At 65.2% G+C, this 21,756-nt stretch carries 20 protein-coding genes; 11 read left to right on the top strand and 9 right to left on the bottom strand.

Features of this window, described 5'->3' with window-relative positions:
• Positions 1 to 607 precede the first annotated feature (607 nt).
• Positions 608 to 973 (bottom strand): hypothetical protein, encoded by a 366-nt coding sequence (locus ACYR7D_RS05635; RefSeq protein WP_459548562.1) that lies wholly within the window; start codon positions 971 to 973, stop codon positions 608 to 610.
• A 54-nt stretch (positions 974 to 1,027) separates the two neighbouring features.
• Between ACYR7D_RS05635 and ACYR7D_RS05630 the strand changes: the two genes are divergently transcribed.
• A complete protein-coding gene (locus ACYR7D_RS05630) occupies positions 1,028 to 2,092 on the top strand; it encodes a nucleotide kinase domain-containing protein (RefSeq protein ID WP_459548561.1) in 1,065 nt (354 codons plus the stop codon).
• 9 nt (positions 2,093 to 2,101) lie between these two features.
• Here ACYR7D_RS05630 and ACYR7D_RS05625 read toward each other — a convergent pair whose 3' ends face one another.
• Positions 2,102 to 3,151 (bottom strand): nucleoside triphosphate pyrophosphohydrolase family protein, encoded by a 1,050-nt coding sequence (locus ACYR7D_RS05625; protein ID WP_459548560.1) that lies wholly within the window; start codon positions 3,149 to 3,151, stop codon positions 2,102 to 2,104.
• A 74-nt stretch (positions 3,152 to 3,225) separates the two neighbouring features.
• On the opposite strand from ACYR7D_RS05625, the gene ACYR7D_RS05620 reads away from it, so the two are divergent.
• The 6 genes from ACYR7D_RS05620 to ACYR7D_RS05595 are packed head-to-tail and all read left to right on the top strand — an operon-like array spanning position 3,226 to position 7,187.
• Complete coding sequence (locus tag ACYR7D_RS05620) at positions 3,226 to 3,504, top strand: hypothetical protein (protein WP_459548559.1); 279 nt, start codon at positions 3,226 to 3,228, stop codon at positions 3,502 to 3,504.
• A gap of 8 nt (positions 3,505 to 3,512) precedes the next feature.
• Positions 3,513 to 4,418, top strand: coding sequence for a thymidylate synthase family protein (locus ACYR7D_RS05615; RefSeq protein ID WP_459548558.1), 906 nt, complete (start codon positions 3,513 to 3,515; stop codon positions 4,416 to 4,418).
• A complete protein-coding gene (locus ACYR7D_RS05610; protein ID WP_459548557.1) occupies positions 4,415 to 4,942 on the top strand; it encodes a 4'-phosphopantetheinyl transferase superfamily protein in 528 nt (175 codons plus the stop codon). The genes ACYR7D_RS05615 and ACYR7D_RS05610 overlap by 4 nt, the downstream gene beginning before the upstream one ends.
• Positions 4,939 to 5,340: a helix-turn-helix domain-containing protein gene (locus ACYR7D_RS05605; RefSeq protein WP_459548556.1), complete on the top strand. Its 402-nt coding sequence runs from the start codon at positions 4,939 to 4,941 to the stop codon at positions 5,338 to 5,340. The genes ACYR7D_RS05610 and ACYR7D_RS05605 overlap by 4 nt, the downstream gene beginning before the upstream one ends.
• A gap of 12 nt (positions 5,341 to 5,352) precedes the next feature.
• Complete coding sequence (locus ACYR7D_RS05600; RefSeq protein ID WP_459548555.1) at positions 5,353 to 6,549, top strand: ImmA/IrrE family metallo-endopeptidase; 1,197 nt, start codon at positions 5,353 to 5,355, stop codon at positions 6,547 to 6,549.
• Positions 6,546 to 7,187 carry a C1 family peptidase gene (locus tag ACYR7D_RS05595; protein WP_459548554.1) on the top strand — a complete coding sequence of 214 codons (642 nt, stop codon included), beginning with the start codon at positions 6,546 to 6,548 and terminating at the stop codon, positions 7,185 to 7,187. The genes ACYR7D_RS05600 and ACYR7D_RS05595 overlap by 4 nt, the downstream gene beginning before the upstream one ends.
• A 208-nt stretch (positions 7,188 to 7,395) precedes the next feature.
• Here the strand turns inward: ACYR7D_RS05595 and ACYR7D_RS05590 are convergent, their stop codons facing one another.
• The 3 genes from ACYR7D_RS05590 to ACYR7D_RS05580 all read right to left on the bottom strand — a co-directional run bounded on the left by ACYR7D_RS05590 (position 7,396) and on the right by ACYR7D_RS05580 (position 10,178).
• Positions 7,396 to 7,824: a transposase gene (locus ACYR7D_RS05590; protein ID WP_459548553.1), complete on the bottom strand. Its 429-nt coding sequence runs from the start codon at positions 7,822 to 7,824 to the stop codon at positions 7,396 to 7,398.
• A 269-nt stretch (positions 7,825 to 8,093) separates the two neighbouring features.
• A complete protein-coding gene (locus ACYR7D_RS05585) occupies positions 8,094 to 9,704 on the bottom strand; it encodes a TniQ family protein (protein ID WP_459548552.1) in 1,611 nt (536 codons plus the stop codon).
• A gap of 237 nt (positions 9,705 to 9,941) precedes the next feature.
• The gene (locus ACYR7D_RS05580; RefSeq protein WP_459550038.1) at positions 9,942 to 10,178 is read right to left on the bottom strand and encodes a helix-turn-helix domain-containing protein; all 237 of its coding nucleotides are present in this window, start codon (positions 10,176 to 10,178) and stop codon (positions 9,942 to 9,944) included.
• Between the two features lie 209 nt (positions 10,179 to 10,387).
• Between ACYR7D_RS05580 and ACYR7D_RS05575 the strand changes: the two genes are divergently transcribed.
• The 4 genes from ACYR7D_RS05575 to ACYR7D_RS05560 all read left to right on the top strand — a co-directional run bounded on the left by ACYR7D_RS05575 (position 10,388) and on the right by ACYR7D_RS05560 (position 15,187).
• A complete protein-coding gene (locus ACYR7D_RS05575; RefSeq protein WP_459548551.1) occupies positions 10,388 to 11,002 on the top strand; it encodes a DUF6088 family protein in 615 nt (204 codons plus the stop codon).
• Between the two features lie 528 nt (positions 11,003 to 11,530).
• The gene (locus ACYR7D_RS05570) at positions 11,531 to 12,757 is read left to right on the top strand and encodes an ABC-three component system protein (RefSeq protein ID WP_459548550.1); all 1,227 of its coding nucleotides are present in this window, start codon (positions 11,531 to 11,533) and stop codon (positions 12,755 to 12,757) included.
• Complete coding sequence (locus ACYR7D_RS05565; RefSeq protein WP_459548549.1) at positions 12,744 to 13,226, top strand: three component ABC system middle component; 483 nt, start codon at positions 12,744 to 12,746, stop codon at positions 13,224 to 13,226. Before ACYR7D_RS05570 ends, ACYR7D_RS05565 begins: the two co-directional genes overlap by 14 nt.
• Entirely contained in the window at positions 13,223 to 15,187 is a 1,965-nt protein-coding gene (locus ACYR7D_RS05560; protein WP_459548548.1) for a DUF3732 domain-containing protein, read from the top strand. Before ACYR7D_RS05565 ends, ACYR7D_RS05560 begins: the two co-directional genes overlap by 4 nt.
• Before the next feature lie 388 nt (positions 15,188 to 15,575).
• On the opposite strand, the gene ACYR7D_RS05555 is transcribed toward ACYR7D_RS05560, so the two are convergent.
• The 4 genes from ACYR7D_RS05555 to ACYR7D_RS05540 are packed head-to-tail and all read right to left on the bottom strand — an operon-like array spanning position 15,576 to position 21,535.
• Positions 15,576 to 17,702: a TniQ family protein gene (locus ACYR7D_RS05555; protein WP_459548547.1), complete on the bottom strand. Its 2,127-nt coding sequence runs from the start codon at positions 17,700 to 17,702 to the stop codon at positions 15,576 to 15,578.
• Complete coding sequence (locus tag ACYR7D_RS05550; protein ID WP_459548546.1) at positions 17,665 to 18,735, bottom strand: TniB family NTP-binding protein; 1,071 nt, start codon at positions 18,733 to 18,735, stop codon at positions 17,665 to 17,667. Before ACYR7D_RS05550 ends, ACYR7D_RS05555 begins: the two co-directional genes overlap by 38 nt.
• Positions 18,735 to 20,795: a helix-turn-helix domain-containing protein gene (locus ACYR7D_RS05545; protein ID WP_459548545.1), complete on the bottom strand. Its 2,061-nt coding sequence runs from the start codon at positions 20,793 to 20,795 to the stop codon at positions 18,735 to 18,737. Before ACYR7D_RS05545 ends, ACYR7D_RS05550 begins: the two co-directional genes overlap by 1 nt.
• Positions 20,792 to 21,535 (bottom strand): TnsA-like heteromeric transposase endonuclease subunit, encoded by a 744-nt coding sequence (locus tag ACYR7D_RS05540; protein WP_459548544.1) that lies wholly within the window; start codon positions 21,533 to 21,535, stop codon positions 20,792 to 20,794. The genes ACYR7D_RS05545 and ACYR7D_RS05540 overlap by 4 nt, the downstream gene beginning before the upstream one ends.
• Positions 21,536 to 21,756: the final 221 nt, after the last annotated feature.

Raw genomic sequence — 21,756 nt, 5'->3', positions numbered from 1 at the left:
GGCTCGCGGGCAGCGCCGTTTGCCCGGTCTCGGTGCACCAAGCCAAGAACCGGCGCTGGGCCCAACCGTAGGTGCGCTCGGTGGACTCCGGGCGGGCAGTCCGGTCGAGGTAGTGGCCAGCGGTTACCGGTCCATAGGGCAGTCCGCCGCCGTGCGCGTTCGGCGGACCCCCGGATGAGTGTTCGGTGGCCCCCTTGCCGATTTCCGTCATGGTGACGGTCCCTTCGGTGGTGCGGGTTTCGCTCACGGGGTGAAGCTGTGCCCCCCGGGGCGGGCAGGATGTTCACGTGTCGGTGTGTCCAGGCGCGGGTCTCGATGCGGACCGGCCATAGCTCTTCACCCGGTACCGGCGCTGGTGTACACATAGCAGCGACCACTCCCGACCTCGCGCGCGAGCCCGGCCAGCGCTCGTATCTGCCGGTTTGCCGTAGCCGCCACAAATTCAACGTGCGCTGCTCCGGCGTGGATGTCAAGACTTAGGGTGCCCGGGCCGATCGCGATGCTTTGGGACCGGCCGAATGCGCATCGATCCCGCAGGAGGCCCGTCGAGGTGTTAGCCGAGGACCCAACCGTGGCGTAGCACTGACGTTGCCGCGGGCGCCGTGGTTCAGAGGGTCTCAGCGGTCCCGTGGGAGTCGGCGGCCGGGCCGGCCTCGAGTGCGATGCTCAACTGTGCCAGCGCCGTCCAGGCTCGGTTGCCCCGGTCGAGTCTGTGATACAGCGGTGCCCGCGGCCCAGTGCGGGGCAGCTCATCCAGGAAGCCGGCATCGACCAGACGTTTCACAACTTGCTTGACCAGTCCATCGGGAACCTGTGTATGCGGGGCCGCTGTCGCCCGAGCGATCATCCTGACGGTGAGGGCGTCGTTGTCGGCGCTGAGGCGAGTGATGGCCGAGACGACATCGACCATATAGCGGTTGCCGAAGACCGCTGCCGAAAGATCGCGGATCACCTCCCGCCGCTGCACTGACACGCTTACAATGTAACGCGTTACGCGTTTCACGTAACGCAATAGGAGGTATCGACGGTGGTGCTGACGACGGCCGGTGCCGGGCAGTGCGAGCTCGATCTGGAGGTCCCCGCGCTGGTGTCGGAGCCGGGCGCGGGCACACTGTCATCGATGGCAGGTACAGAGGTGACGATCGCTGGGCGGAGGCTACGACCGACGCCGGTGTTCGACACCTACTGGCGTTTCGCTGCTCGCCGTCAAGAAATCTATGAGGCACGTCTGGCGGGGCGGGCGGGGCCGTGGACTGCCGACCCTGTGCTGCTGCGGCATCGCTTCACCAACTGCTATCGCGCGGCCGACCGGGTCAGCCAATACCTGATCCGAGAGGTGAGCTATCGCGGTGATCAGGACCTCGACGAGGTGCTGTTCAGGACCTTGCTGTTCAAGTTGTTCAACAAGGTCTCGACCTGGCAATTGCTGAACGAGGTCTTCGGCCCGGTGAGTTGGCGTAAGTTCGACCTGAACGCTTTCAACGAGGTTCTCACTACGGAGTTCGCGCAGGGCCGCAAACTGTATTCCGCCGCCTATGTGGTGCCTCCGCCGCGCCTCGGTGCCGACCGCAAACACACCAACCACCTGCGGTTGCTGCAGCACATGATGGCCACCGGCCTACCCGAGCAGCTCGCCGCGGCCACCTCGTTACAGGAGGTCTTCCACGCGCTGGTGGCCTATCCCGCCATGGGGGACTTCCTGGCGTTCCAGTTCGCGATCGATTTGAACTACTCGACCGCTCTGAACTTCGATGAGATGGAGTTCGTCGTCCCAGGCCCGGGCGCGCGCGACGGGATTCGCAAATGCTTCGGCCCCGCCGCCAATGGCATCGAAGCCGATGTGATCCGCTATATGGCCGAGCATCAGCACGACCACTTCCAGCGGCTCGGCCTGGTCTTCACCGGTCTGGGCGGCCGGCGCCCCTTGCAACTGATCGACTGCCAGAATTTGTTCTGCGAAGTCGACAAATACGCGCGGGTCATGCACCCGGAGGTCGCCGGCCACAGCGGCAGGACCCGGATCAAACAGCTGTTCGCGCCCGTTCCTGATCGGGTGACCGCGTGGTTCCCCCCGAAATGGGGACTGAACTAACCGACCGCGTTACACCGTGATGTCTGGCCGAACCTCGGACCCTCCGTCCCCGCTCTTCTCGGCGATCGTGCGTTCGCAGACCCGAGCGTGGTGCCCACGCTCGGCGTCGGTGAGAGGCCGAGCGGTCAGGGTCCGGGCATCGAGGTCGCACAACACCGCCGCCGCGCCCAGCTCGTGCACCGCCCGCCAGACGCGGAAGCCCTCAAGGATGGCCCTCTCCCATTCCATCTCGGTGCACACGCCGACTTCGAGATTGGTGGTCATCCGGCGGCACAGGCGCAGGATCTCGCTGTCCACCACCGTTGCCCCGGCGAAATAGCTTGCGCGACCGGCGGCTTCGAACACGAATGCCGACAGACCTTCCTCGATCGCGATAGCGCGCCCCCCGTCCTCGACATCATCGATCCGCGGGCTGGACTTGCGCTTGCGTTTCAACAGCGCCCGCACCACCGGGCTCCATCCGAGAATCGCGAGATGAGCGAGGTGAAAGACGTCGTGATAGCGGTAGCCGTCCTCGTAATAGGCATTGTCACCCAACGGATCTCCGCACGCCCTATCGCCGCTCACCGGCATCACCAGCGGCGGCAGACCCTCGACCGTGCGCGGGGACGGCGCGATAAGAACCTCTAGCCGGCGGGGCAACCGCTGGGTATCGGGCGCGTCGAGGCGGTCGAATACTCGCGCGGGACCAATGCGCTCCACCGGCGCCGTCGCCACTCTCGCCGGTGATTGCGGCTGGTCAGAGGGAAGCGGTGAGCCCTGCCGCGGCCAGCGCGACGCGATCTTGGACAGGTTCGCACCGGCCACTTCGTCGAGCCTGACGCCCAGCCAGGTCGCAGTGTCGGCGACGTACCACAGGATGTCGCCGAGATCCTCCACCGCGACCGCATGGTGGTCCCGGTGTATGGCGCCATCGCGCACGATTTTCTTCTGATTGGCCTGCAAGGTCCCCACTTCACCTCCGAGCCCGAGCAGGGCGATCGTCAATGCCCGCTCGGGATCGCCCTGATGCTGGTCGTAGGCCCACGCCTCACTCTGGTAACCGTCGAAATCCATCATCCACCCCATCTATGATTGATTATCAATCACGCTCACATTATTGTGGTTGGAAGTCAAGCGTCGAGGAGGTAGCGATGGTCGACGAAGACGTTCTGCGCGATGCGTTGGTTGCCGGGATCGCCGAATTCAACGTCGTGACCCCCGACGAGGTCGAAGATGCGATCACCGCGGTGGGTGGTGACTACGCCTTCGAGCTGGAAAGCAGGTTGGCCGAATGGGTGGTCGCACACGTTGAGCACATTCTGGGCCTGACCTGGCATCTGCCGAAACCGGCGGATCTACGCCGCGATCAGTTCGCCACCGTGGGGGCGTTGCAGACCGCGATCACCGCCGCGATGGGCGGTCGACGATGATGAGACCCATGGCCACCTCCATCCACGCAGGTGATATCGGCGACGCATGGCTGCAAGCTGCGCAGGCACTGGCCCGGGCTCGGGGCCGGACCCTGGTCAATCTGGCTGTCAGCATCGCCGATCCCCTGCGTGAGGATCTGGGGATACGCCGGGTGCTCGAAGAGTCGCTGGCCGATCTGGCTCGCGGTAACGGTGTGAAGAGGCCACCGACCCTGCACAGTGTCCACACCGTGGCGAACACGATCTTCCCCATCTCGATGTACAACCCGGGTCATCCCGGCGCTGCCGCCGAGTTCTTCGACAGAGCCCAGCGTGTAGGCGACCTGCACGAGCGGCGCCGAAACGAGTGGGGCACCTACTTCGGACGCCTGGTCTCCTATCCGCGTGCCGATGGGTCGAAGGTCAACCAGCTCGAAAAATTCCTCGACGTGCTCGCCGAGGGCAAGACATGGTCGGACCGCTACGAGGCGCCGCTGACCTTCCCAGGTGAGTCGACCGAGCTCGTCGGCGACGCTCTCACGGCCGATGCGCTGGTCATCGGCCCGCAGGACCGGCGTATCCGGGGCAATCCGTGTCTGGCGCATCTGAGTTTCACCGTGCTCGATGGTGCGATACATCTGACCGCGCTCTACCGCCGCCATCACTACATCGCCCGCGCGTACGGGAACTTCCTCGGCCTGGCACGGTTGCTGAATTTTCTGGCACGCGAGAGCGGCCGAGAGGTCGGCGCCATGATGATCGTCGGTACCCACGCCGACCTCGAGATGGGCACGACCGCGCACAACCGTGACCTGCTCGCCCGTGCCGCCGAGGCACAAGGCGAGGTCGGTCCGATCGAGGTGTCCAACCGCGGGCTCGGCGCATCCTGGAGCGACCTGGAACTACCGTCACCGGCACGGGTTGCCACGTCATGACCGCCTCGACCTGGCGAGGCCCGGATCCGCAGGATCAGGCCGGATTCGCAGACTCCGACCGTGCGCGACGTGCGCGTGACCTGCTCGCCGGCTGCGTGGTCGGGCCGCAGGGGCTGAACGTGCGGATCGGTGTGGATGCCTGCGACCTCACCCTCCTGACGCGGCAGTTGCAATCTGCCACCGCATCGCGGTTTTTGAGTAATACCTTTACCGAGGACGAACTGCGATACTGCCAGGGCCGCGCCGACCGGCTCGGCGGGCGATGGGCGGCCAAGGAGGCCGTGGCGAAAGCAGTAGGCAGCGGATTCCGCGGGCTGAGTCCGCAACAGATCGAAATCCGAAGCGAAGCAAACGGCAGGCCGTGGGTATACCCGATCGCCGGGCTGCCCTGGCCCGAGGACGCTCACCTGTGGGAATGGTCGGTCTCGCTCGGTCACGAGACCGACCTCGCGATCGCCGCAGCGATCGCGGTCCTACCCACCCGGTCCGGCCGACCACCATGGAAAGAGAGGAGCCCACGATGACCGCCCACGACGGTGGACGCGACGACATCCGTGTCGACGACGAGGGGCGGCGTCTGGCCGAGAGAATCCGTGGCGAACGCGAATACCTGAACCTCAAACAGGAGCAGGTCGCCGAAGTTCTCAAGACCTCACGCGCCGCGGTCAGCGCCATCGAGACCGGCCGCCGCAAAGTCAGCGGACAAGAACTCAAACGATTGGCCGAGCTGTTCGGCACCAGCGTCGATCGCCTTCTGGGAGCCGCGGTCGAGGAGGACGAAACTACAACAGCCCTGTTCCGCACGGCCAAAACCCTGTCCGATCGCGACCGAATGCAGGTACTGCGTTTCGCAGAGTTCCTACGCAACGCCGGGCCCGCGCCCCAACTGGACGACGAGGCCGGCCAGCCACGACCGAGATAGGTCGGTGCCACGATGAGCCCTTTCACGCGCCGCAACGCGCTCGCGGAGGCCCGCATGCGCGCTACGCGCCTGCATCAACGCATGAGCACACCCATGGACCGGCCGGTGGACGTTTTCGCGCTCACCCAACGTCTCGGGGTATGGCTGGCCGCCCAACCGATGGACAGCACCTACGGGTTCTATCTCCACGACAACGCGGCCGCGGGCATCGTCGTCAACAGCCGCCACCCCGAAGTGCTGCAGCGCTACACCTGCGCCCACGAACTCGGACACCATCTGCTCGGTCATGGCAGCCACACCGACGACCAGGACACCGTCGAAGCCGGCGCCGAGGTGGCCGTCCGCGAACACCAGGCACAAGCCTTTGCGGCCGCACTACTGATGCCCGGCCCCCTGGTCAACCACACCCTGCGCCGACTCGGGGCCGCTGCCGACCCCACCGCCGGCGATATCTACCTCGCTAGCCGTGACCTCGCTGTCAGCTACACGGCCATGGTGTGGGGGCTGGCCGATCTGAACAAACTCGATCGCCGGGCCGCCGCCACGCTTTCCCAAACCGGTGTGCGCCGAGCCAAAGACGCGCTACGCGGTGGCCCCGCCATCGCCGACGCACGCGCGGACCTGTGGACGCTGAACCTGGCCCTCGAGCTCGGCACCGAGGTCACACGATCGCTCACCTGCCGTGTGGGCGACGAGATCCACATCCGTGTCCCCGAAGACCTTGGCACCGGCTATACCTGGAGCCTCGGTGACCCACCCGCACGACCGGCGCGAGATTCGGTCGCGTCGGCACCCAGGCTGCGGTGGGATGGAGGCTCCCAAATCGACGTCGCACCTGCCACTGCAGCGCCGACCGGTCCTGGCCTTCCACCGGCCGGGCTCGACCTGCTCGCCGAATTCCATTCTCACCAGGAACACTTCACCGAACCTGCGCAGGATGATGAACACGACGGGCAATTCGGCCTCTTCGCCGACCAAGACCAGGATCTAGTCCTGCCAGGGCCCGGCACCAGAATCTTCGTTGTCTCGCCCGGGACCAGCGGGAGACACACGCTCCAGCTGCGGTTGCGGCGGGAGTGGGAGCCGACAGTGGCGCCGATGGCGATGTGCCGGGTCACGGTGAGCGCGGCGCCGCGACGCACGCTGCCCGACCAGGGATTGGCACCAGAGCAGAACGGGCGTCGAGTCCAGGAGTTGGCGGCAGCGTGAACCTCACCTGGCTCGCCGACCGTCGTGCACATACCGACGCGGTCGGCGATCAAGGCATCCGGCGGACCTGTCTGGCGTGGGCGGCCACCGCCGCTCACGAACACCACCGACTAGGCCCGCTCAGTATCGAGTACCTGCACTGGGCGTGCGGACCACGAGGCCACGGCACCCTGTTCGGCCTGCGTCGGGCCTTGCGGGATTCCGGTCAACCTCCGCGGGACCAGTGGCCCTACGACCCGAGACACAGCGACACCGCTGCCTACCATCCCCCGGCCGCGGTCACCGGCCCGTTCCACACCGCCGCGCCTCGACGGGTTCCCCACACACCCACACGACTGGCCGACCAGCTCGATGCCGAACTACTACCAGTAGCTGTGATCCGGATCCCCACAGCGTTCCGTAATCCCTCCCATGGCATCGTCGACGGTACCGAGCGAGGCAGCGACGGCCACGCGATCACCGTCGTCGGCATCGCCCGGCTCGACAACTCCTTAGACGACCTTCCGGCCGGCCACCATCTGGTGTGCGTGCGCAACAGTTGGGGGCCGGCCTGGGGCCTCGACGGACATGCGCTGATCACCGAACGGGCCTGGAACTCCTGTGCGCTGTGGGCCGCGGTCATCGAACCGACCCGGTAAGACGACCGGCCCCGACCGGCTCGGTCGCCCCTCCCACGATCGAATAAGGCCGACAGCGTCGCTTGGCTGGCGTGGCCCGCCGCACGACGAACCGTGCCTGATCCGGGCAGGGGCCGCATCGGCTCGTTCTCGAGGGCAGAGCGGTCCGGACGGCGCCTGCCTCGTCATCGAGGAAATCGCTGTCCCGGCAACGGATCCGAGATGTCGGCTACCGCTGAGCGTGATGGATCTCCGAGGCGAAGTAGGCGCTGGCCGAACGCAACAGCGAGTTGGTCTTCTCCAGGTCTGCGATCCGTTTCCTGAGCTCCCGGTTCTTGGCTATCAGATCCCCTGACGCTTTACCCTCACGGTCTCCCGGATCGGTATCTGCTTGCCGGATCCAGGAACGTAGTGCTTCATGATTCACGCCGATATCGCGTGCGTGCTGGCGAATGGATGGCTGGGGGTCTGCATCACGAAAGGAACGCACCGCGTGGGCCTTCAACTCGTCGGTGTATTTCCTCACTTCTGCCGCCCGGAGGAACTCGCCGAATGGCCCAGATTGAGCACCGGACCGATGACGAACGGGCCCGGTCGCCTTTCTCCTGGGAGATTCGTGCCGGTGACGATCAATATCGACAATGCTTTCTCCTAACATCGCTTACGGGTTCGAACACCTCACTGCTGTCACCGACCGACAGCGCGCTGAGCCGAAGGACACGGCGCGGCCGGTGACCTGGTTCCATGGACGCCAAAACACCTCGACGCCCTGCCAAATGTATCGCGTGCGATACCATACGTCATGACTATGGCACGACAACTGCTGCGGTGCGGTGACAAGAACGGATAGCGCGGTGGCGCGAGGCGCGGCCTGTATACGCCTGGATCGCCGCGCGATGAGGCAATGAATTCCCCTGTTGGCGTGAGTTAACGAGTCCGGCCCGCGCCTGATGTCGGCGTCCATGTCAGTGGCCCTTCGATCGATACGGGACTGATCTCGCGGAAAATGTCGAAGAGCGTGAGCCAGGGGGGATCCTCACCGATTCCTGGGTAGCGGTCGCCGACACACGGTGATGCCGGGCCGGTCGGATCGTAGGCGGCGTAGCCTCCGGTGAGCAGCTCCCAGAAGCGGGCGCGGACGGCAGGTGAGGTTTCCGTGATCGCTTCTGCGTCGACTGCCTCCCGTAACGCCTGGTCTATCAGACCTGGTAGCGCGCCAGCCTTGCGTCGGGCCTGATAGTCGATCGGGGGTGGCTCATGTCGTAGGGTCTCGAACACCTGCTCCAATGCCGCGGGCATCCCATTCCAGGCGCCTGTTCTGCGCAGGTCGGTCAATTCGGTCCGGACAGTGACGCGGACAGTGCGGGGCAGGTGGAGCCAGCTCGCAATCGTCGCCCATCCCGCAGTGCGGCCCAGCTTCAGCAGGCACATCGCCAGCACCACGGCGCGACCGGGCGTGGGCTCGCCCAGGGCCTCATGGCGCCACAGGCGTTGTGGTACCCATTCGAGCGGAACGATCAGGGGGTCCGTGCGGTGCTCGGGAAGAAGCAGAGCCGGCTCGTACTGCTGGGGCAGCCAGTCGATCGGATAGGCCGGCCGGCGGCGCCCGGTGCGGTACTGCAATTGGGTGGCCGGCGCGAAGTTCGTGCCCTGTGCGGCCAAGCAGGCGGCGGTGACGATCGGACTGTGCCGGCGACGGAGGACGATCCGGCCTGAACCCAGCGGACTGATCACCCTACGCTGTCGGGGAACCGCGCCGTCGATACGTGACGTGGAATCGAACGCGGTGAACTGCCGTGCGGTATTCGCCAGTGCGGTCGCCAAACCGGGCCGGCCGTTCTCGTCGCCGACTGCCAGATTCTCGGTGAGCAACTCGGTGAAGACATGCAGCCGCATGGCCGGTGTCACCGTGACGCCGTGGCATCGCCTGGAACCGCAGGATTCGGTAGCGGCCTCGTCGAGCAGACGGGTCAGCAGGTCCTGGGCTAGCAGTTCGTCAGCCGAGAGCCCAATAGTCGGGCCCAGGCATAAATCGGCGCCACAGATCGGACGGACTCTGCGCCGTCCGCCCACCGAGCCGACCGGCAGGCGATTGAGGCACTGGTGGGGTATCGCGGGCATCGACTGCCAGGCGTGGTCGGACCAGGGCCGCCTGCCGCACGAAGGGCAGGCCTGCGAGAGCCGAATCATGTGCCGGGGGCATCCCAGAATCCACACGCGTAGCCACGACCGCTGCCAGTACCCGCTTTCGGCGAGGCAACGTCGGCAATACCGGCCCGGGGACGGCCTCCGCAGATCGATCGGACTCCACGAGGTATACGGCCAGTCGCTGTCGCAATCAGCGGCCGGAAACAACTCGCGGGTGATGCCCAGCGCAGCGCACCAGCGGGCGGGAGCCGAATCGATCAGAAGCGCCGGCGCACGCCGCGACCCGTCGTCGAGGCGCAGGTCCCAGACCAGATCCCGCAGCCCGACACCGTAGCGCTGTGACACTCGTGCCAGCCAGCTACTACGCAACTCACCCGGATGCGGAGCCACCCGAATCGGCCACCTCCGGCCACCGCAATCCGCCGTCGGCGGTAGTGCAGGCTCCGATCGCAGCGCCGTAGGAAAAGGAGTCGAGAGTCGATGCGGAACAGAGTCAACCACCGCCGCGGTGTGCAGCGGGCAGGCCCACTGAACATCGCCGCCGCTGTCGAATGCGTACGCTCGCGGGCCGCCACGGAATCGGCGCCGAGAAGCGGATCGGCCTCCGGATCCACGGCAGAAGCGTGGTCATCGCTGGTGGTGGCGGGCGAGTTCACGTTCCGCGTCGGCGAGCAGCGCGGAGGGCGTGGTGGACATCGCCTCGGCCAGTTCGAAGAGCCGATCGAGTTGCACGCCGCTGGTGCCCAACTCGATTCGGGCGATCGACGGCCGTGACAAACCGGAGGCCTCGGCCAGTTCATCTTGAGTCATATCGGCCGATTCACGCGCACGTCGAATAGCGGCGCCGACTGCGTCGCGCCTCATCTTGCGCTCCCTCCTCTGCTGCGGAGTCAGCGAGGCTTCCGGCACCGGCATGGCGGCATCATCGCACGCCGCAGTCACCCCGATGCCGCGCTGATAGGTCTACACAGAAATCGCATCGACCCACCTATTGTATCGCACGCGATACAAACGGCATGTAGAGATCTGCTTTTACGGCTGATGGTGGAGGCTGTTTTCGGTAGTCTTTGATCATGGCTGCTGTGTGGGGTGCTGCTACCGAGAAGCTGCAAAGCATCCCGGTGGGCAGTTTCGTTCACGCCAGCCGCTTGCCGGGCTCGGCTGCTGCCTCCTCATCAGCGCTCAAACGTGCGCGTGAACGTGGCGAGCTGGTCCGGGTGGCCAAGGGCGTGTACTGGAAGGGCAAGCGCACCCGCTACGGTATGGCCCTTCCGGCATCCACCGATATCGCCTTCGCGGTGCTGGGTACTCGAGGTGTCGGTCCAGCAGGATTTACTGCTGCCCGCTGGTTCGGTCTGACCACACAGGTGCCGTCGAGGCCGACATTGGCAGTGACCGGTAGTTCCCCCCGGAGACTGCCGGTCGCGGTGACCAGCCGAGCGAACATGCAACGCACGTCGCTGACTCCGGGCGAGATCGCGGCACTCGAACTGCTGCGGGGCGGCTGGGAGACGACCGTCGACGGCGGGTGGCCTGCACTATCGCGTGCGCTGGCGCAGGCCGTCACCAGCGGAAAGCTGCGCTGGGCGAAGTTGGTGAAAGTCGCCGAAGGTGAGCGTTCTCCGGCATTGCGGGCAAATCTGAATCGGCTCAGCGACGAGTGGGCTGCCTCGGGCATTCACGATTGAGGTAACCCACTGCTGTGGCCGGGATGAGGGTATACAAGGTTCGAGCGGCTGCGTGGGCATGAAGCAGCTCGCACGGATGGACGTCTCGGAGCGCTGCGACTATGTGTCGGAAACTGAGACTTCGCGTCGTCGAGCGGGCAGCGGCACGGCGCCTCGGGGCTGCGACGAAGGACTCGGCCGCTACTACGCCCAGACCATCCACAACCGCGACGACAGCGGCACCGAGCTCCGGATCTGTCGATCATGCCGCCGAGATACATGGCGTGGACGATCGACGACTCGCCCAAGTCACCGCTGACGTTCTCGCTGCGCACGAGCTGATCCGCACCCGCCCGGCATCATCGTGATAGGCATGACCAAGCCGCCCACCTCGCGCTGATTCGCGGGCCGTCGGCAAAGTCGGCGCAGCTACGACAGACCGCTGGACCGCGCTCGAAAGGGTTGGGCAAGTTCGAAAATCGGTATTCGAATTGCGCCACGGCCATGTAATGATCGTTGTACTCGGTAATCAGAGGGAGGCGATGGGGTATGAACAGCCCTGTGAATCCCTTCGAGGCATCGGCGTCAGCGCTCGGCTACCTCTACCAGCTGCGCGTGGCTCTCCAGCGATGTGTGGAGCTCTCGAGGGGCGGGATCGAGTGGAGCGTGGCGATTGAGGCAACGGACGACGTCCAGGCCCTCATAGGGTCACGCACCGAGCTCACCCAGCTGAAGAAGCGGGCAGACAACGTGAAACTGACGGACCTGTCGTCGGACCTATGGAAGACACTCAGGGTCTGGTCGCAGGCGGTCACCGAGAAGCGCATCGACCTTGCCGAGACAAGCCTCTACCTGATTACCACCGCAGAGCTGCCTGAGCGCAGCGCGGGATACTTTCTGCAGCCCAAGGATACTGGGCACCGCGACGAGCAGGCCGCCGCCGACTGCCTCGTCAAGGCTCGCCGCTCGTCGAAGAGCGAGACTCTCGCCAAGGCATTCGACGCATTCGACGCGCTCGACCAGCGATCCCGGGCCGAACTCGTCAGCCGCATCGAAGTCATCGGTTGTGCACCGGGTATGGATGAGATCAGGAATGACCTGTTGGGCTACGCGAATCTGGCCGTCGAGCGACGCTACGCCGAGGCCTTTCTTCAGCGCCTGGAGGGCTGGTTTTTCGAACGGGCGTCCGTCCAGATGAGTTACCCGGGATCGGAGCCCGTGACCGGCGCCGAGTTCGACGAGCTGTTCAACGATCTACGGAACCAGATCGGTGAACACAACCTGCCCATCGACCCCGACATCTTCGCGCTGACTGCTGAGTCCCCGGCCGCCGTCGATGCCGCCGACAAGATCTTCGTCCATCAACTCCGGCTGATCGGCGTAGGCACCGAACGAATTGGTTACGCGGTGCGAGATTGGGTGCGGGCCTTCGCCCAACGATCCCGTTGGGCCGACGAGAATCTGGTGCGTACCGGGGAGCTCGGCGCCTACGAGGGCAGACTCGTGCAGGAGTGGGAGTCGCGCTTCGCGGAGATGCGCGAGGAACTCGGCGAGGAAGCCACCGAAGAAGAGATGAAGCGTCAGGCCAAGCTGATCTATCGGTGGGTCGACCACGACGCCCGGATGCGCATCCGCCCCGGGTGCGACGAGGTATTCGTCACCAAGGGCTCCTACCAGATGCTCGCGGACGAGCTGCAGGTCGGGTGGCACCCGGACTTCACCGCCCGCCTGGCTGCCCTGCTCGAGCCAGCCGGAGCCGCTGATGGCCGATCTTGACCTCAGTCGGGAGGAGCGCGCCCTGTTCAACCCGGCTTTCACCGCACTCGTGTGCGTCCGGGCCGTGCAGGGCTACGAGAAGAAGTACCGCTCGGCGTGCCCGTTTCCGGTCGCCGTGACCGCCGCGGTCATGGCCCTCCAGCCGTCCATCCGAGCGGTGCTGCCGGCCACCACCCGAACAGGGCTGATGGGCTGGCTCGACGCAAACGAGGCCGTGCGCGTAGCGATGGGCCTGAACGCTACCGCCCTCGCCACCGTCGTGCGGCCGGGGCTGCTGTTCGCTCTGCAGAGCGATGTGCTCAGGTTGCAAGGCCCCGGGCTGACCCTGACACCGCGGGCTGTGAAGGCCGTCAACGACGGCCCCGGGCAGCACACCGCGATTCAGCAGGCTGCCCAGCTACTCGGGCGCTGGCTGCCCAGCACCGGCAGTATCAGCACCGTCCTGACCCTCCTGGGAGTACAAGCGTGACCTTTCAGGTCCAGGCGGTCACCGTCTACGGCAAGCAGCCCGGGCAGGCCCGCACGGTCCCCTTCCGCACCGGCACCCTCAATATCGTCACGGGCGACTCCCGGCGCGGGAAAAGCGCGCTACTGACGATCATCGACTACTGCCTGGCCAGCTCCGACCACCCCGTCAAGGCCGGCAAAGTCCGCAAATATGTGGGCGCCTACGCCGTCACCCTGGTCAAACCGGGCCAGCAGCTCTTCGTCGCTCGACGTGCCCCCGAGCGCGGAGCCGCCGTCAGCACGGTGCTGTGCATCCTCTCCCAGGCTGCTGGCACCCCAACTCCCTCGTTGGAGGAGCTGTCCTTCACGACACCGCTGGACGTCGCCAAGGACCTCCTCAGCGACTTCTCCGGGATCGACCGGACTGTCAAGGTTCCCGCGTTTGCCCGCGCCCAGACCATCGCTCCCTCGATCCGTCACGCGCTGTTTTTCTGCTTCCAGGCACAGAACGAGGTCGCCAACCCCGATCTGCTGTTCCACTCCCAAGGCGAGGAGTGGCGCCCGAACACCATCCGCGGCGTGATCCCGTACTTCCTCGGCGCTGTCGATCCCGAACAGGCTGCGCGACGCAACCGGTTGCGATTGCTGCGCCGGGACCTCTCCGATCTCGAGGCCAAACTCGCCCAGAGCCGCGACCTCGGCCCAGCCTCGGGCCAGGCCCGAGCCCTGCTGACCGAAGCGCTCGAGGCAGGGCTGCTTTCACAGCGCGACAGCGAGCCGACCGCCGAGGAAGTCTCCGGCCTGCTCCGCTTCGCCCTCGAAGGCGATATCCAGCTCGCGCCCGCGGCTGAGAACCACCGCGACAGCGACGGCGATCCGCTGGCCGCCGCCACTGACCGGCGTACTCAACTACGCCGTGCAGTCGGACAGTCTCGGGCTCGCATCGCCGACCTCAAACGCGCGCTCGAGGAGAATGACGACTTCGCCGGACAAGCACGCGAGCAGCGCACCCGCCTCGCGTCCCTCGGGCTGATGCGGGTGAACCAGGGCGCCTCCCAGGCCGCTCACTGCCCGGTGTGCGAGAGCCCGATCGCCTCGGCCAACAGCACGGTGACCGCCATCATGCGCGACCTAGAGCGACTCGATGGCGACCTGCAGGTCATTGGCAGCGACACGCCTGCGCTGCAACGGCAACTGGCCCGGGAAGAGGAGCAACTGCAGCAGTTGCGCGCAGCTCTCACCCGCAACCAGGACGAAATCAACGAGATCAGCGCCGGGCTGCGCGCGCTGCAGCAGGAGCCGGACGACGCGCAGCGCGCCGCCCATGTGCGTGGCCGCATCAGTCTCTACCTCGACACCACCGCCCAACACGTCAGTGGCCCACAGGTCGAGGATCGCCGCGAGGACCTACAACGGCAGATCGCTGAACTGGAGGATCTCCTCAGCGACGACACCCAGAACGACCGGCTCACCAGCTACCTATCGCTGATCAGCCAGAACATCCGCACCAAAGCAGCAGCGCTCGTACTCGACCACTCAGACGCGCCCGTCCGTCTCGACGTCAACCGGCTGACCGTCGTCGCCGACACCAATGACGGCCCCGTCCGACTCGCCGACATGGGCAGCGCCGAAAACCACCTCGGCTACCACATCGCCACGCTGCTGAGCCTGCACGAGTGGTTCAGCGAACACCGCGCACCCGTCCCGCGGACGCTGATCCTCGACCAGCCGTCCCAGGTGTACTTCCCCGCCGACTACGGTGAGCCCACCCGCGACCTCAGCCACCTGCTGAACGTCTACCAGACCATCGTCAACACCACCCGGGCCCTCGACGGTGCCCTTCAGGTCATAGTCGTCGAACACGCCGATCTGACCGCCCCGCTCTTCCGTGATCACGTCGTCGAACGCTGGCGTTACAGCAACAACCAGGCGCTCGTACCTCCGGAGTGGATCACTGAACCTATCGAGGACGAGAACGCGTAGCCTAACCCTCGACGTTCAGACCCCGCCTGTCCAGTGCGCCGCCGGCCGGTCCACTCCGTTCGAGGCGATGCCCTGATGTGAGACTCTGCTACGAAAGCACTGCTCCAGCGGCACCGCAGGTCAGGCCGAGCGAAGAGTTGGGCGCTGACCGGAGGTAGGGCCAGCGCAGTTCGCAGGCGAGACGGGTGATGTGCCGATTGTCTCGGCAAGTTCGAAACCCTGTTCGAGGGAGCGGTAGATGAGGAATTTGAATGGCACGCCACTGGTGGCTCAGTCGCTCGAGGACTTGGCGGTCCACGTTCGGGGGCTGGCTGTGGAGGAGCCGGTACGGGTGAGGGACTCTGCAGGCGTCGGCCCGGTGTTCCTGGGAGCAGGGTGCGTTGCACTTTCAGTCTTGGCGGTGAGGCCATCGGTGTAGGTGCGGTAGGAGGAATTGCAGCAGTGGTGCATCCGGTGTGCCGCATGTGCGTGCGACCATTGCGCCGAGGTGTTCCTCTCCTGGGTACGGGGTCGATCGCAGCGAGCCGCGGTTGCCGTGAAGCAGTTGGGGGACCGCGTCGAAGAAGCGGTAGCGATCGGATGTCGGCACCGGTGAGTGGGATATGTTTTCGGTTGCTTCCCAGTCGGGTACCAGGGCCGTCAGTACCGTGTAGGCGAGCAGAGGCCGGGGGTCGGTGGCTTGGTCGTCGAAGAGTTGCTGGTAGGGGAAGCGTTGCCAGGCCCCGGCGGTGACGCGACCTGTTCCGGCGAGCCATGGTGGTGTCCAGTCCAGCGGCCCGATCACGGGCAGGGTGCTGATCGTTCGTAGGGTATCCAGGCCAGAGCGAAATGTGTGGTCCCAGTGGATGTCGCATGCCAGACGGGTTCGGGTGTAGCGGGTGTAGGCGGTGCCGCGGAAGTACTGAGCCAGTACGGGGGGAGCCCAGGCGATGTCGCTGCCGGTAAACCGTTCCCAGAAACGTGCTCTCACCTCGGGGGTGAGCTGCTCGGACTCCCTGTGGTTTCGGTGGTTGGCGGTGTCGAGGGCGGTGTCGAGGAGTTCGGGTTGGGTGCCGAGAATGCGGCGCGCACGGTAGTCGATGGGTGGTGGCGCGTGGTGCAGCTTCGAGGCGAGGTCTTCGATGTCGTGCAGCCGCTGCATCCAGTGGCGGTGACCGAAGATTCGGGCGATCTCGGCGTCGATGCGGCGGGCCGACTGCCACGGGTGGCCCAACTCCAATGCCATTGCCCCGGTGGGTATGTCCCGACCGAGACGCAACAGGCAGATGGCGACCGCACTGCGTGTGGTGGGCTTATCGCCGATACCGTCGATCGCTTCCGGCCATAGTTGCTGTGGGACCCAGGTCGCGGGCACGGTGAGCGGAACGGTGCGGTGGTCGGGCAGCAGGTCGCTAGGTGCGACCTGCTGTTGCCGGGCGGTGTCCAGCTGGGCCGGTGGCAGCGCCGGGTGGGTCCGTCCACATCGGAACAGCAGGTGATCAGCCGGTTTCATCAGGTGCTCGCGTCGGCGCAGCGCCGCGGCCGTGAGCAGTGGGTTCGGTGTCGGTGTGATTGTGCCCCGACCGGTGCTTAGCGGATCCAACGGGCCGGACGGTGCCAGAAGGAGGTCGAGTGCGTGGTTGGTTCGGTCGGCGACCAAGTCCTCGAACAGGGCAAACGTATCGGCGAGGGCCCGCACGAGCCGATGGGAGTCGTCGGGGCGGTTGCCGTTCCGGTCGGCGAGGGCCGCGGCCAGGCAGCACAGAGCGTGCAGGCCCATCGTGCGTGGAACGGTGAATTCGCCGAGGGTGACATGTTCTTGTGGTGCCTCGAAGGCGCAATCGAGCAGATCTGCGAACAGCAGCTGCGCGTGGAGCAGGGCCGGGTCGACCGTTTTGGCGGGAGCGAGTGTCAGGTCGGCTCCGCAGAAGTCGGACCGGTGTGAGCCGGGCATCTTCTCCGGGCACCGGTCGACCGGGCCGGCCCGGTAAACCCACGACCGAGAGGACCACGGCTTCTTGGCGCAGCTCGGGCACTGGGACACCAGTTCGACTCGATGCTCGGGACAGGCCAATGCCCACCATTCCAGCCACTGCTCCCGCCAATACCCCGATGCCGCGAGGCAAGCAGGACACCAACGGTCGAGGGTAATCGGCTGCACAGCTCTCAGTGGGTCTACAGCGTTTCCGACGGCGATAGCGGCCTGATCGGGCTCCGCGGGTCCGTCGGTCTGGTTGTGCGGGAGCCCCAACGTTCGCGCGAACTGTGCGAAGTCCAGCATGACTGCCATGACGGCGCCGGTTTTGCTGTCTTCCGACATCGAGGGCAGCGCCATCGTCTTGACGATCTGGCTCAGCGATACACCGTAACGGTGGCTGACTCGGCCCAGCCACCGTTCGAACTGCTCATCGTGATACCGCGGAACGGCCAGGGGCCAGGCATCGATGTCGCGGCCGGGGCACACCGGCGTCAGCAGCCAGCGTGCAGGATCTTGAGGATCAGGCGGGGGCCCGGAGGCGGGATTGGGCAGCGCCATCGGCGATTGCTCGCTCGACGATATTGGCGTCGATTGTCTCTGCGCCGGTGTTGATCGCGAGCGAGCACATGCGATCGAACAGGTCGGTCAGGGACCCGATACGGCCCTTCGAGCGTCGGAATAGCTCGCGTGCGTGGTCTGCGAGCATGTCGCGATGGGCATCGGCGAGGATCGTGTGTGCCTCGAAGGCGTGTAGCAGGTCGGTCCAGGCGCGTAGGCCGGCCGCGGTGTCGATGGCGAAGGGAACGACAGGACACGGTGTGGTTCGCGCCGCGGTTTGGGCGTATTCGGCTTCCTCACCCAGCAGACCTTCGTCGAAATAGTGTTTGTGCGCCAGCCTGACCCCCGTATAGATGAACGTGACCGGCATCTCGTTGGCCAGCCATTTCAGGTGGTTCGACACATCGACGCCGTTGCGATGCCGGAAGTTGATGAAGTGCAGGTCGTCGATCACGATGAGCCTGGTATCGCAGCTGAGGACGCAGTCGACAGCCAATGATCCCAGCGTTGACTTCGTTTTGGCCCGCGCGGCTGGATGGCCGTAGAACTGCAGCATCTTGATGTTGAGGTCCTTGAGTGTCATCCCCGCCGCCAGCGAGAGAAACGCCACCGGTAGGCGCTGGTTTCCCTCTGCTGTCACCGGTCCGTAGCGGCGGATCTGTTCGAGATGGAACTGCTTGGCGTACCGCGCGGCGATGGTCGTTTTGCCCAATCGTGGTTTGGCATCGATGACCACCGCGCCCTTGACTCGGTCGCTGTCGCGGTGGTTCTCACACATCACCTGATCGATTAGCGCGAACGCGGCGCTGAGCTGCTGGGTCTTGACCACCGGTGGATTGGCATGCCATACGTAGCGAGCCAGGTTGTAATCGGCGACTTCTTCCTCGCTCAGCTGCGACATCTGTTCACGGGTCAAGGTGTCGAACCGCGGACGCGGCGGCGTGTTCGCGAAGGCATCCCAGCCCTGTTTGCGGGATAGCGGGAATCGGCGCGTGTCATGCTCGGCCAGCCAGGCGGCCCACGGATTACTCATCAGTCGAGTACCTCCAAGCCGTCACTGTCGGGATGCTCGATGTAGTACTGGGCGAATACGTCCAGGTCGTCGGCCGCTTCGACCTGCGCGGCGCGCGCGTCGCGTTCGGCGAGCAGGTCGGCCACACCCGGAGCAGAGGCGCGTTCCCGCCGCTCCTGGGACCCACCAGTATCTTCCGGTGCAGTGACGTAGGTGGCTCGCTGGGCGCTGAGACGGCGAGCCAAGCTGCGGTCTCGGCGGGTTTCGACTTGGCCGCGGCTCCACTGTTCGAGTAGCTCCCTCACGGCTTGGCGAGGCTCGACAAACCGGTTTTCGCGCAGCGATACTCGCTTGACGTATTCAGCGGCGTCCTTACTGAACGGCTGGTGTAAAGCCGCCGCGTGCTCCCATGTCAGCGTATGCCAGAGTGGTTTCGCCGACTGTGAAAGCCCCGGATCGGGATCTCGGAAGTACACCTGCCGTATGTCGTGGACATCGACGAATATCGGCCACTTCCCCGCGTAATTTCCCTTGTATGGGGAGAGGGTGTCGCGGTAGTCACCAATACCGGGACCATCATAGAGACGATTGTCGATCGACACACCCTCGTGAGTGATGTGGCGCCACTGCACGTCGAGGAATTCGTAGGCCAGGTCGGGGCTCGTCGGTAGCGTCACCCCGCCCGCCGCGGCGACGCCGATCTCGAAAGCCTCACTTGGCGACAACTTCACGCCTGCGCACTCCGGGACACACAACCCGGAGTGCCGCGAGCGGTGATACACCGATCCCACCCATTCGCGGATGATCTGTTCCAACTCGCTCACGTAATAGAAGGCTTCGCCCTCCACATCCGCGCCGCGGGAAGCGATATCAGGGCCCTTGTAGGCCGGTAGGTGCTGGAGCAGGCCTTGTCGCAGGGTCAGGAAGAATCTCTCCAAGGCTGCTTTGTCGGTGGGCTTGTATGGGATTGCCGGCTGGACGTTGATACCGAAGCGTTGGCAGGCGCCCAGGACATGCGCAGCCATGTACTGGGGCCCCCTGTCATAGACCACCGTCTCCGGCATACACGCCAGCAGGTCACCCGTATGCCACACCTTCACCGGCGAGATGTCTTCATGCCCGACCAGCACCGTGCCCGGAACGCCGTGGAAAGGCCAGATGCCGCCCTCAGCGGCAGTCTGCGGCGATACACATTGGAACAGCACATTGGTGACGTCAACCGACTTCGTCGAGATCGGCGACAGCCGCAAGCCGAGAATACAACGGCTGTACAGATCCATCGCCACGGTCAAATTGACCCGAACCCACCGCAACGTGACCGGCTCCATCGCGAAGACATCCAGGTCATTGGTATCGAGCACCACATACTCGCCGGGACGTGTGGCGCGCAGCCTTCCGTAGGGCGTGCCGGGCCGGTTCGCGACAGACCTACGAGCCTTGGCGCTTCCGAAGGAATACTTGCCTTTGGACAGTTCTGCCACTCGCCGGTACGCAGTAGCCTGCGACGGTAGCCGGATCGCTCCAGGACCATGTTCGTTTTCGAGCCGGATCGCGGTGGAATCGATGATGGAGCCCTTGGACGGAGTCGACCGGTTCGTGTACTGCCGCAATTCCGCCAGACACGCCTCGTCCCACAGCGGATGCACACCGCGACGAGTTCTCCCCAGAATCCGCGAATCGACCAGACCAGCGATGCCTGCCGTCTCATACGCGGCCAGCCAACGCTGCACAGTCCGTACAGACACTCCTAACTTCGCGGCCGTCTTCTGGCAGGCCGGAGCACGCTCCGACGCTGGCACCGCCCCGAGTTCTCGAAGGTACGCCGCCCGCTTCTCCAGTTTCCGCAGTTTCCTCGGCTTCAGACTGGTCAGCATGATCCCGACCGGGACAGCGCTCGCGGGATCCGACCCCGGATCGGATTCCATCAGCCTGGCGATGCGCGCCAACTCACCAATCTGGACCCGCATGACCTCGTCAGCGGAAATAAGAACAACGGTCCCACCGTCGAATGACTGCACCGTCCAGCTACGCCCGGCGATCCACACCGTCACGCCGATCCCGAGCTGCATTGTCGATGTCACGACCACGCCTCCCCGGTGCGCAACACCGATGAGCTGTCGAGAGGCCGGGCCAGATCAGCAACCCAGCGTCCCTGCCACAACATCGCCGAAATACACAGGTCAGGAATACTGACTTGGGCACGGACGAGCTCGGCCCGGATCTCACGCCACGGCCGACCGGCAGGATCGCAGTGCGCGGTCAAGTCCATGTCGCGCTTCGGGCGAAGAAATTGCCGCCGTGCGCGGCCGAGATACCGGATATTGGCCAATTCGATCTTGTCGCCCCCGCCCCACACTTCGTAACGCCACTGCTTGGCGGCGCACACACCCGCGGTCCACCGCAAGACCTCCGCCGCTCTCGGCTCCAGCTGGAACGTCGCTGGTTTGACATCGACCACAACGAATGAACCCGAACCCAGCTTCAACAGCAGGTCAGGCACATGCCGACGAACGACCGTGCCGTCACGTCCCCACAGCCAGAACGGCTGCGCAGCCATCCACGCCACGGACGGATCGAAGTCGGCAAGCCACAGCCGGTCCAGCTCCAAGCGGCTCTCGTAGTAGTGCTGAGTCCGTGTGGTCGACGACCAAAAGGCGCCGGTGTAGTGCCTCTTGCCCGCCGCAGTGTGAACTCGCCGGACTGGCAGGCCCCGAACCAGCAACTCCGCGTCCGCGGAACGCACGTCCGTGTCCACCCGGCCGAGCTCCTCGGTCGCGTAACTCAGCCCCACCTTCAATGCGGAGCGGATCCGCGCGGACACCTCTCTATGGTCTCACCTGCGACAACAGATGAGAAGGGCGACAAGTTACCGACAGAAATATGAGAAGACGACACATCAAATGAGAATCGACATGGCGGCTTCGCCGTGGGCGAACACCGGTGTGGAACAAAGGCCACCCCGGTGAAGTTGAGTGGGTGTAGCTCAAGTTTTGGAGGTTGTGTTCGTGACTACACCACTGAATCTTCCGGTGCTGTTCCTGA

Source organism: Nocardia sp. X0981 (assembly GCF_977089955.1).
This window is presented reverse-complemented; position numbering and strand designations above follow the sequence as displayed.

Excerpts from the sequence above, each read along its gene's own strand:
- ACYR7D_RS05625 (WP_459548560.1), bottom strand. The coding sequence starts at position 3,151 with ATGATGGATTTCGACGGTTACCAGAGTGAGGCGTGGGCCTACGACCAG.
- ACYR7D_RS05620 (WP_459548559.1), top strand. The coding sequence starts at position 3,226 with ATGGTCGACGAAGACGTTCTGCGCGATGCGTTGGTTGCCGGGATCGCC.
- ACYR7D_RS05615 (WP_459548558.1), top strand. The coding sequence starts at position 3,513 with ATGGCCACCTCCATCCACGCAGGTGATATCGGCGACGCATGGCTGCAA.
- ACYR7D_RS05610 (WP_459548557.1), top strand. The coding sequence starts at position 4,415 with ATGACCGCCTCGACCTGGCGAGGCCCGGATCCGCAGGATCAGGCCGGA.
- ACYR7D_RS05605 (WP_459548556.1), top strand. The coding sequence starts at position 4,939 with ATGACCGCCCACGACGGTGGACGCGACGACATCCGTGTCGACGACGAG.
- ACYR7D_RS05600 (WP_459548555.1), top strand. The coding sequence starts at position 5,353 with ATGAGCCCTTTCACGCGCCGCAACGCGCTCGCGGAGGCCCGCATGCGC.
- ACYR7D_RS05590 (WP_459548553.1), bottom strand. The coding sequence starts at position 7,824 with ATGTTAGGAGAAAGCATTGTCGATATTGATCGTCACCGGCACGAATCT.
- ACYR7D_RS05580 (WP_459550038.1), bottom strand. The coding sequence starts at position 10,178 with ATGAGGCGCGACGCAGTCGGCGCCGCTATTCGACGTGCGCGTGAATCG.
- ACYR7D_RS05575 (WP_459548551.1), top strand. The coding sequence starts at position 10,388 with ATGGCTGCTGTGTGGGGTGCTGCTACCGAGAAGCTGCAAAGCATCCCG.
- ACYR7D_RS05570 (WP_459548550.1), top strand. The coding sequence starts at position 11,531 with ATGAACAGCCCTGTGAATCCCTTCGAGGCATCGGCGTCAGCGCTCGGC.
- ACYR7D_RS05565 (WP_459548549.1), top strand. The coding sequence starts at position 12,744 with ATGGCCGATCTTGACCTCAGTCGGGAGGAGCGCGCCCTGTTCAACCCG.
- ACYR7D_RS05555 (WP_459548547.1), bottom strand. The coding sequence starts at position 17,702 with ATGGCGCTGCCCAATCCCGCCTCCGGGCCCCCGCCTGATCCTCAAGAT.
- ACYR7D_RS05550 (WP_459548546.1), bottom strand. The coding sequence starts at position 18,735 with ATGAGTAATCCGTGGGCCGCCTGGCTGGCCGAGCATGACACGCGCCGA.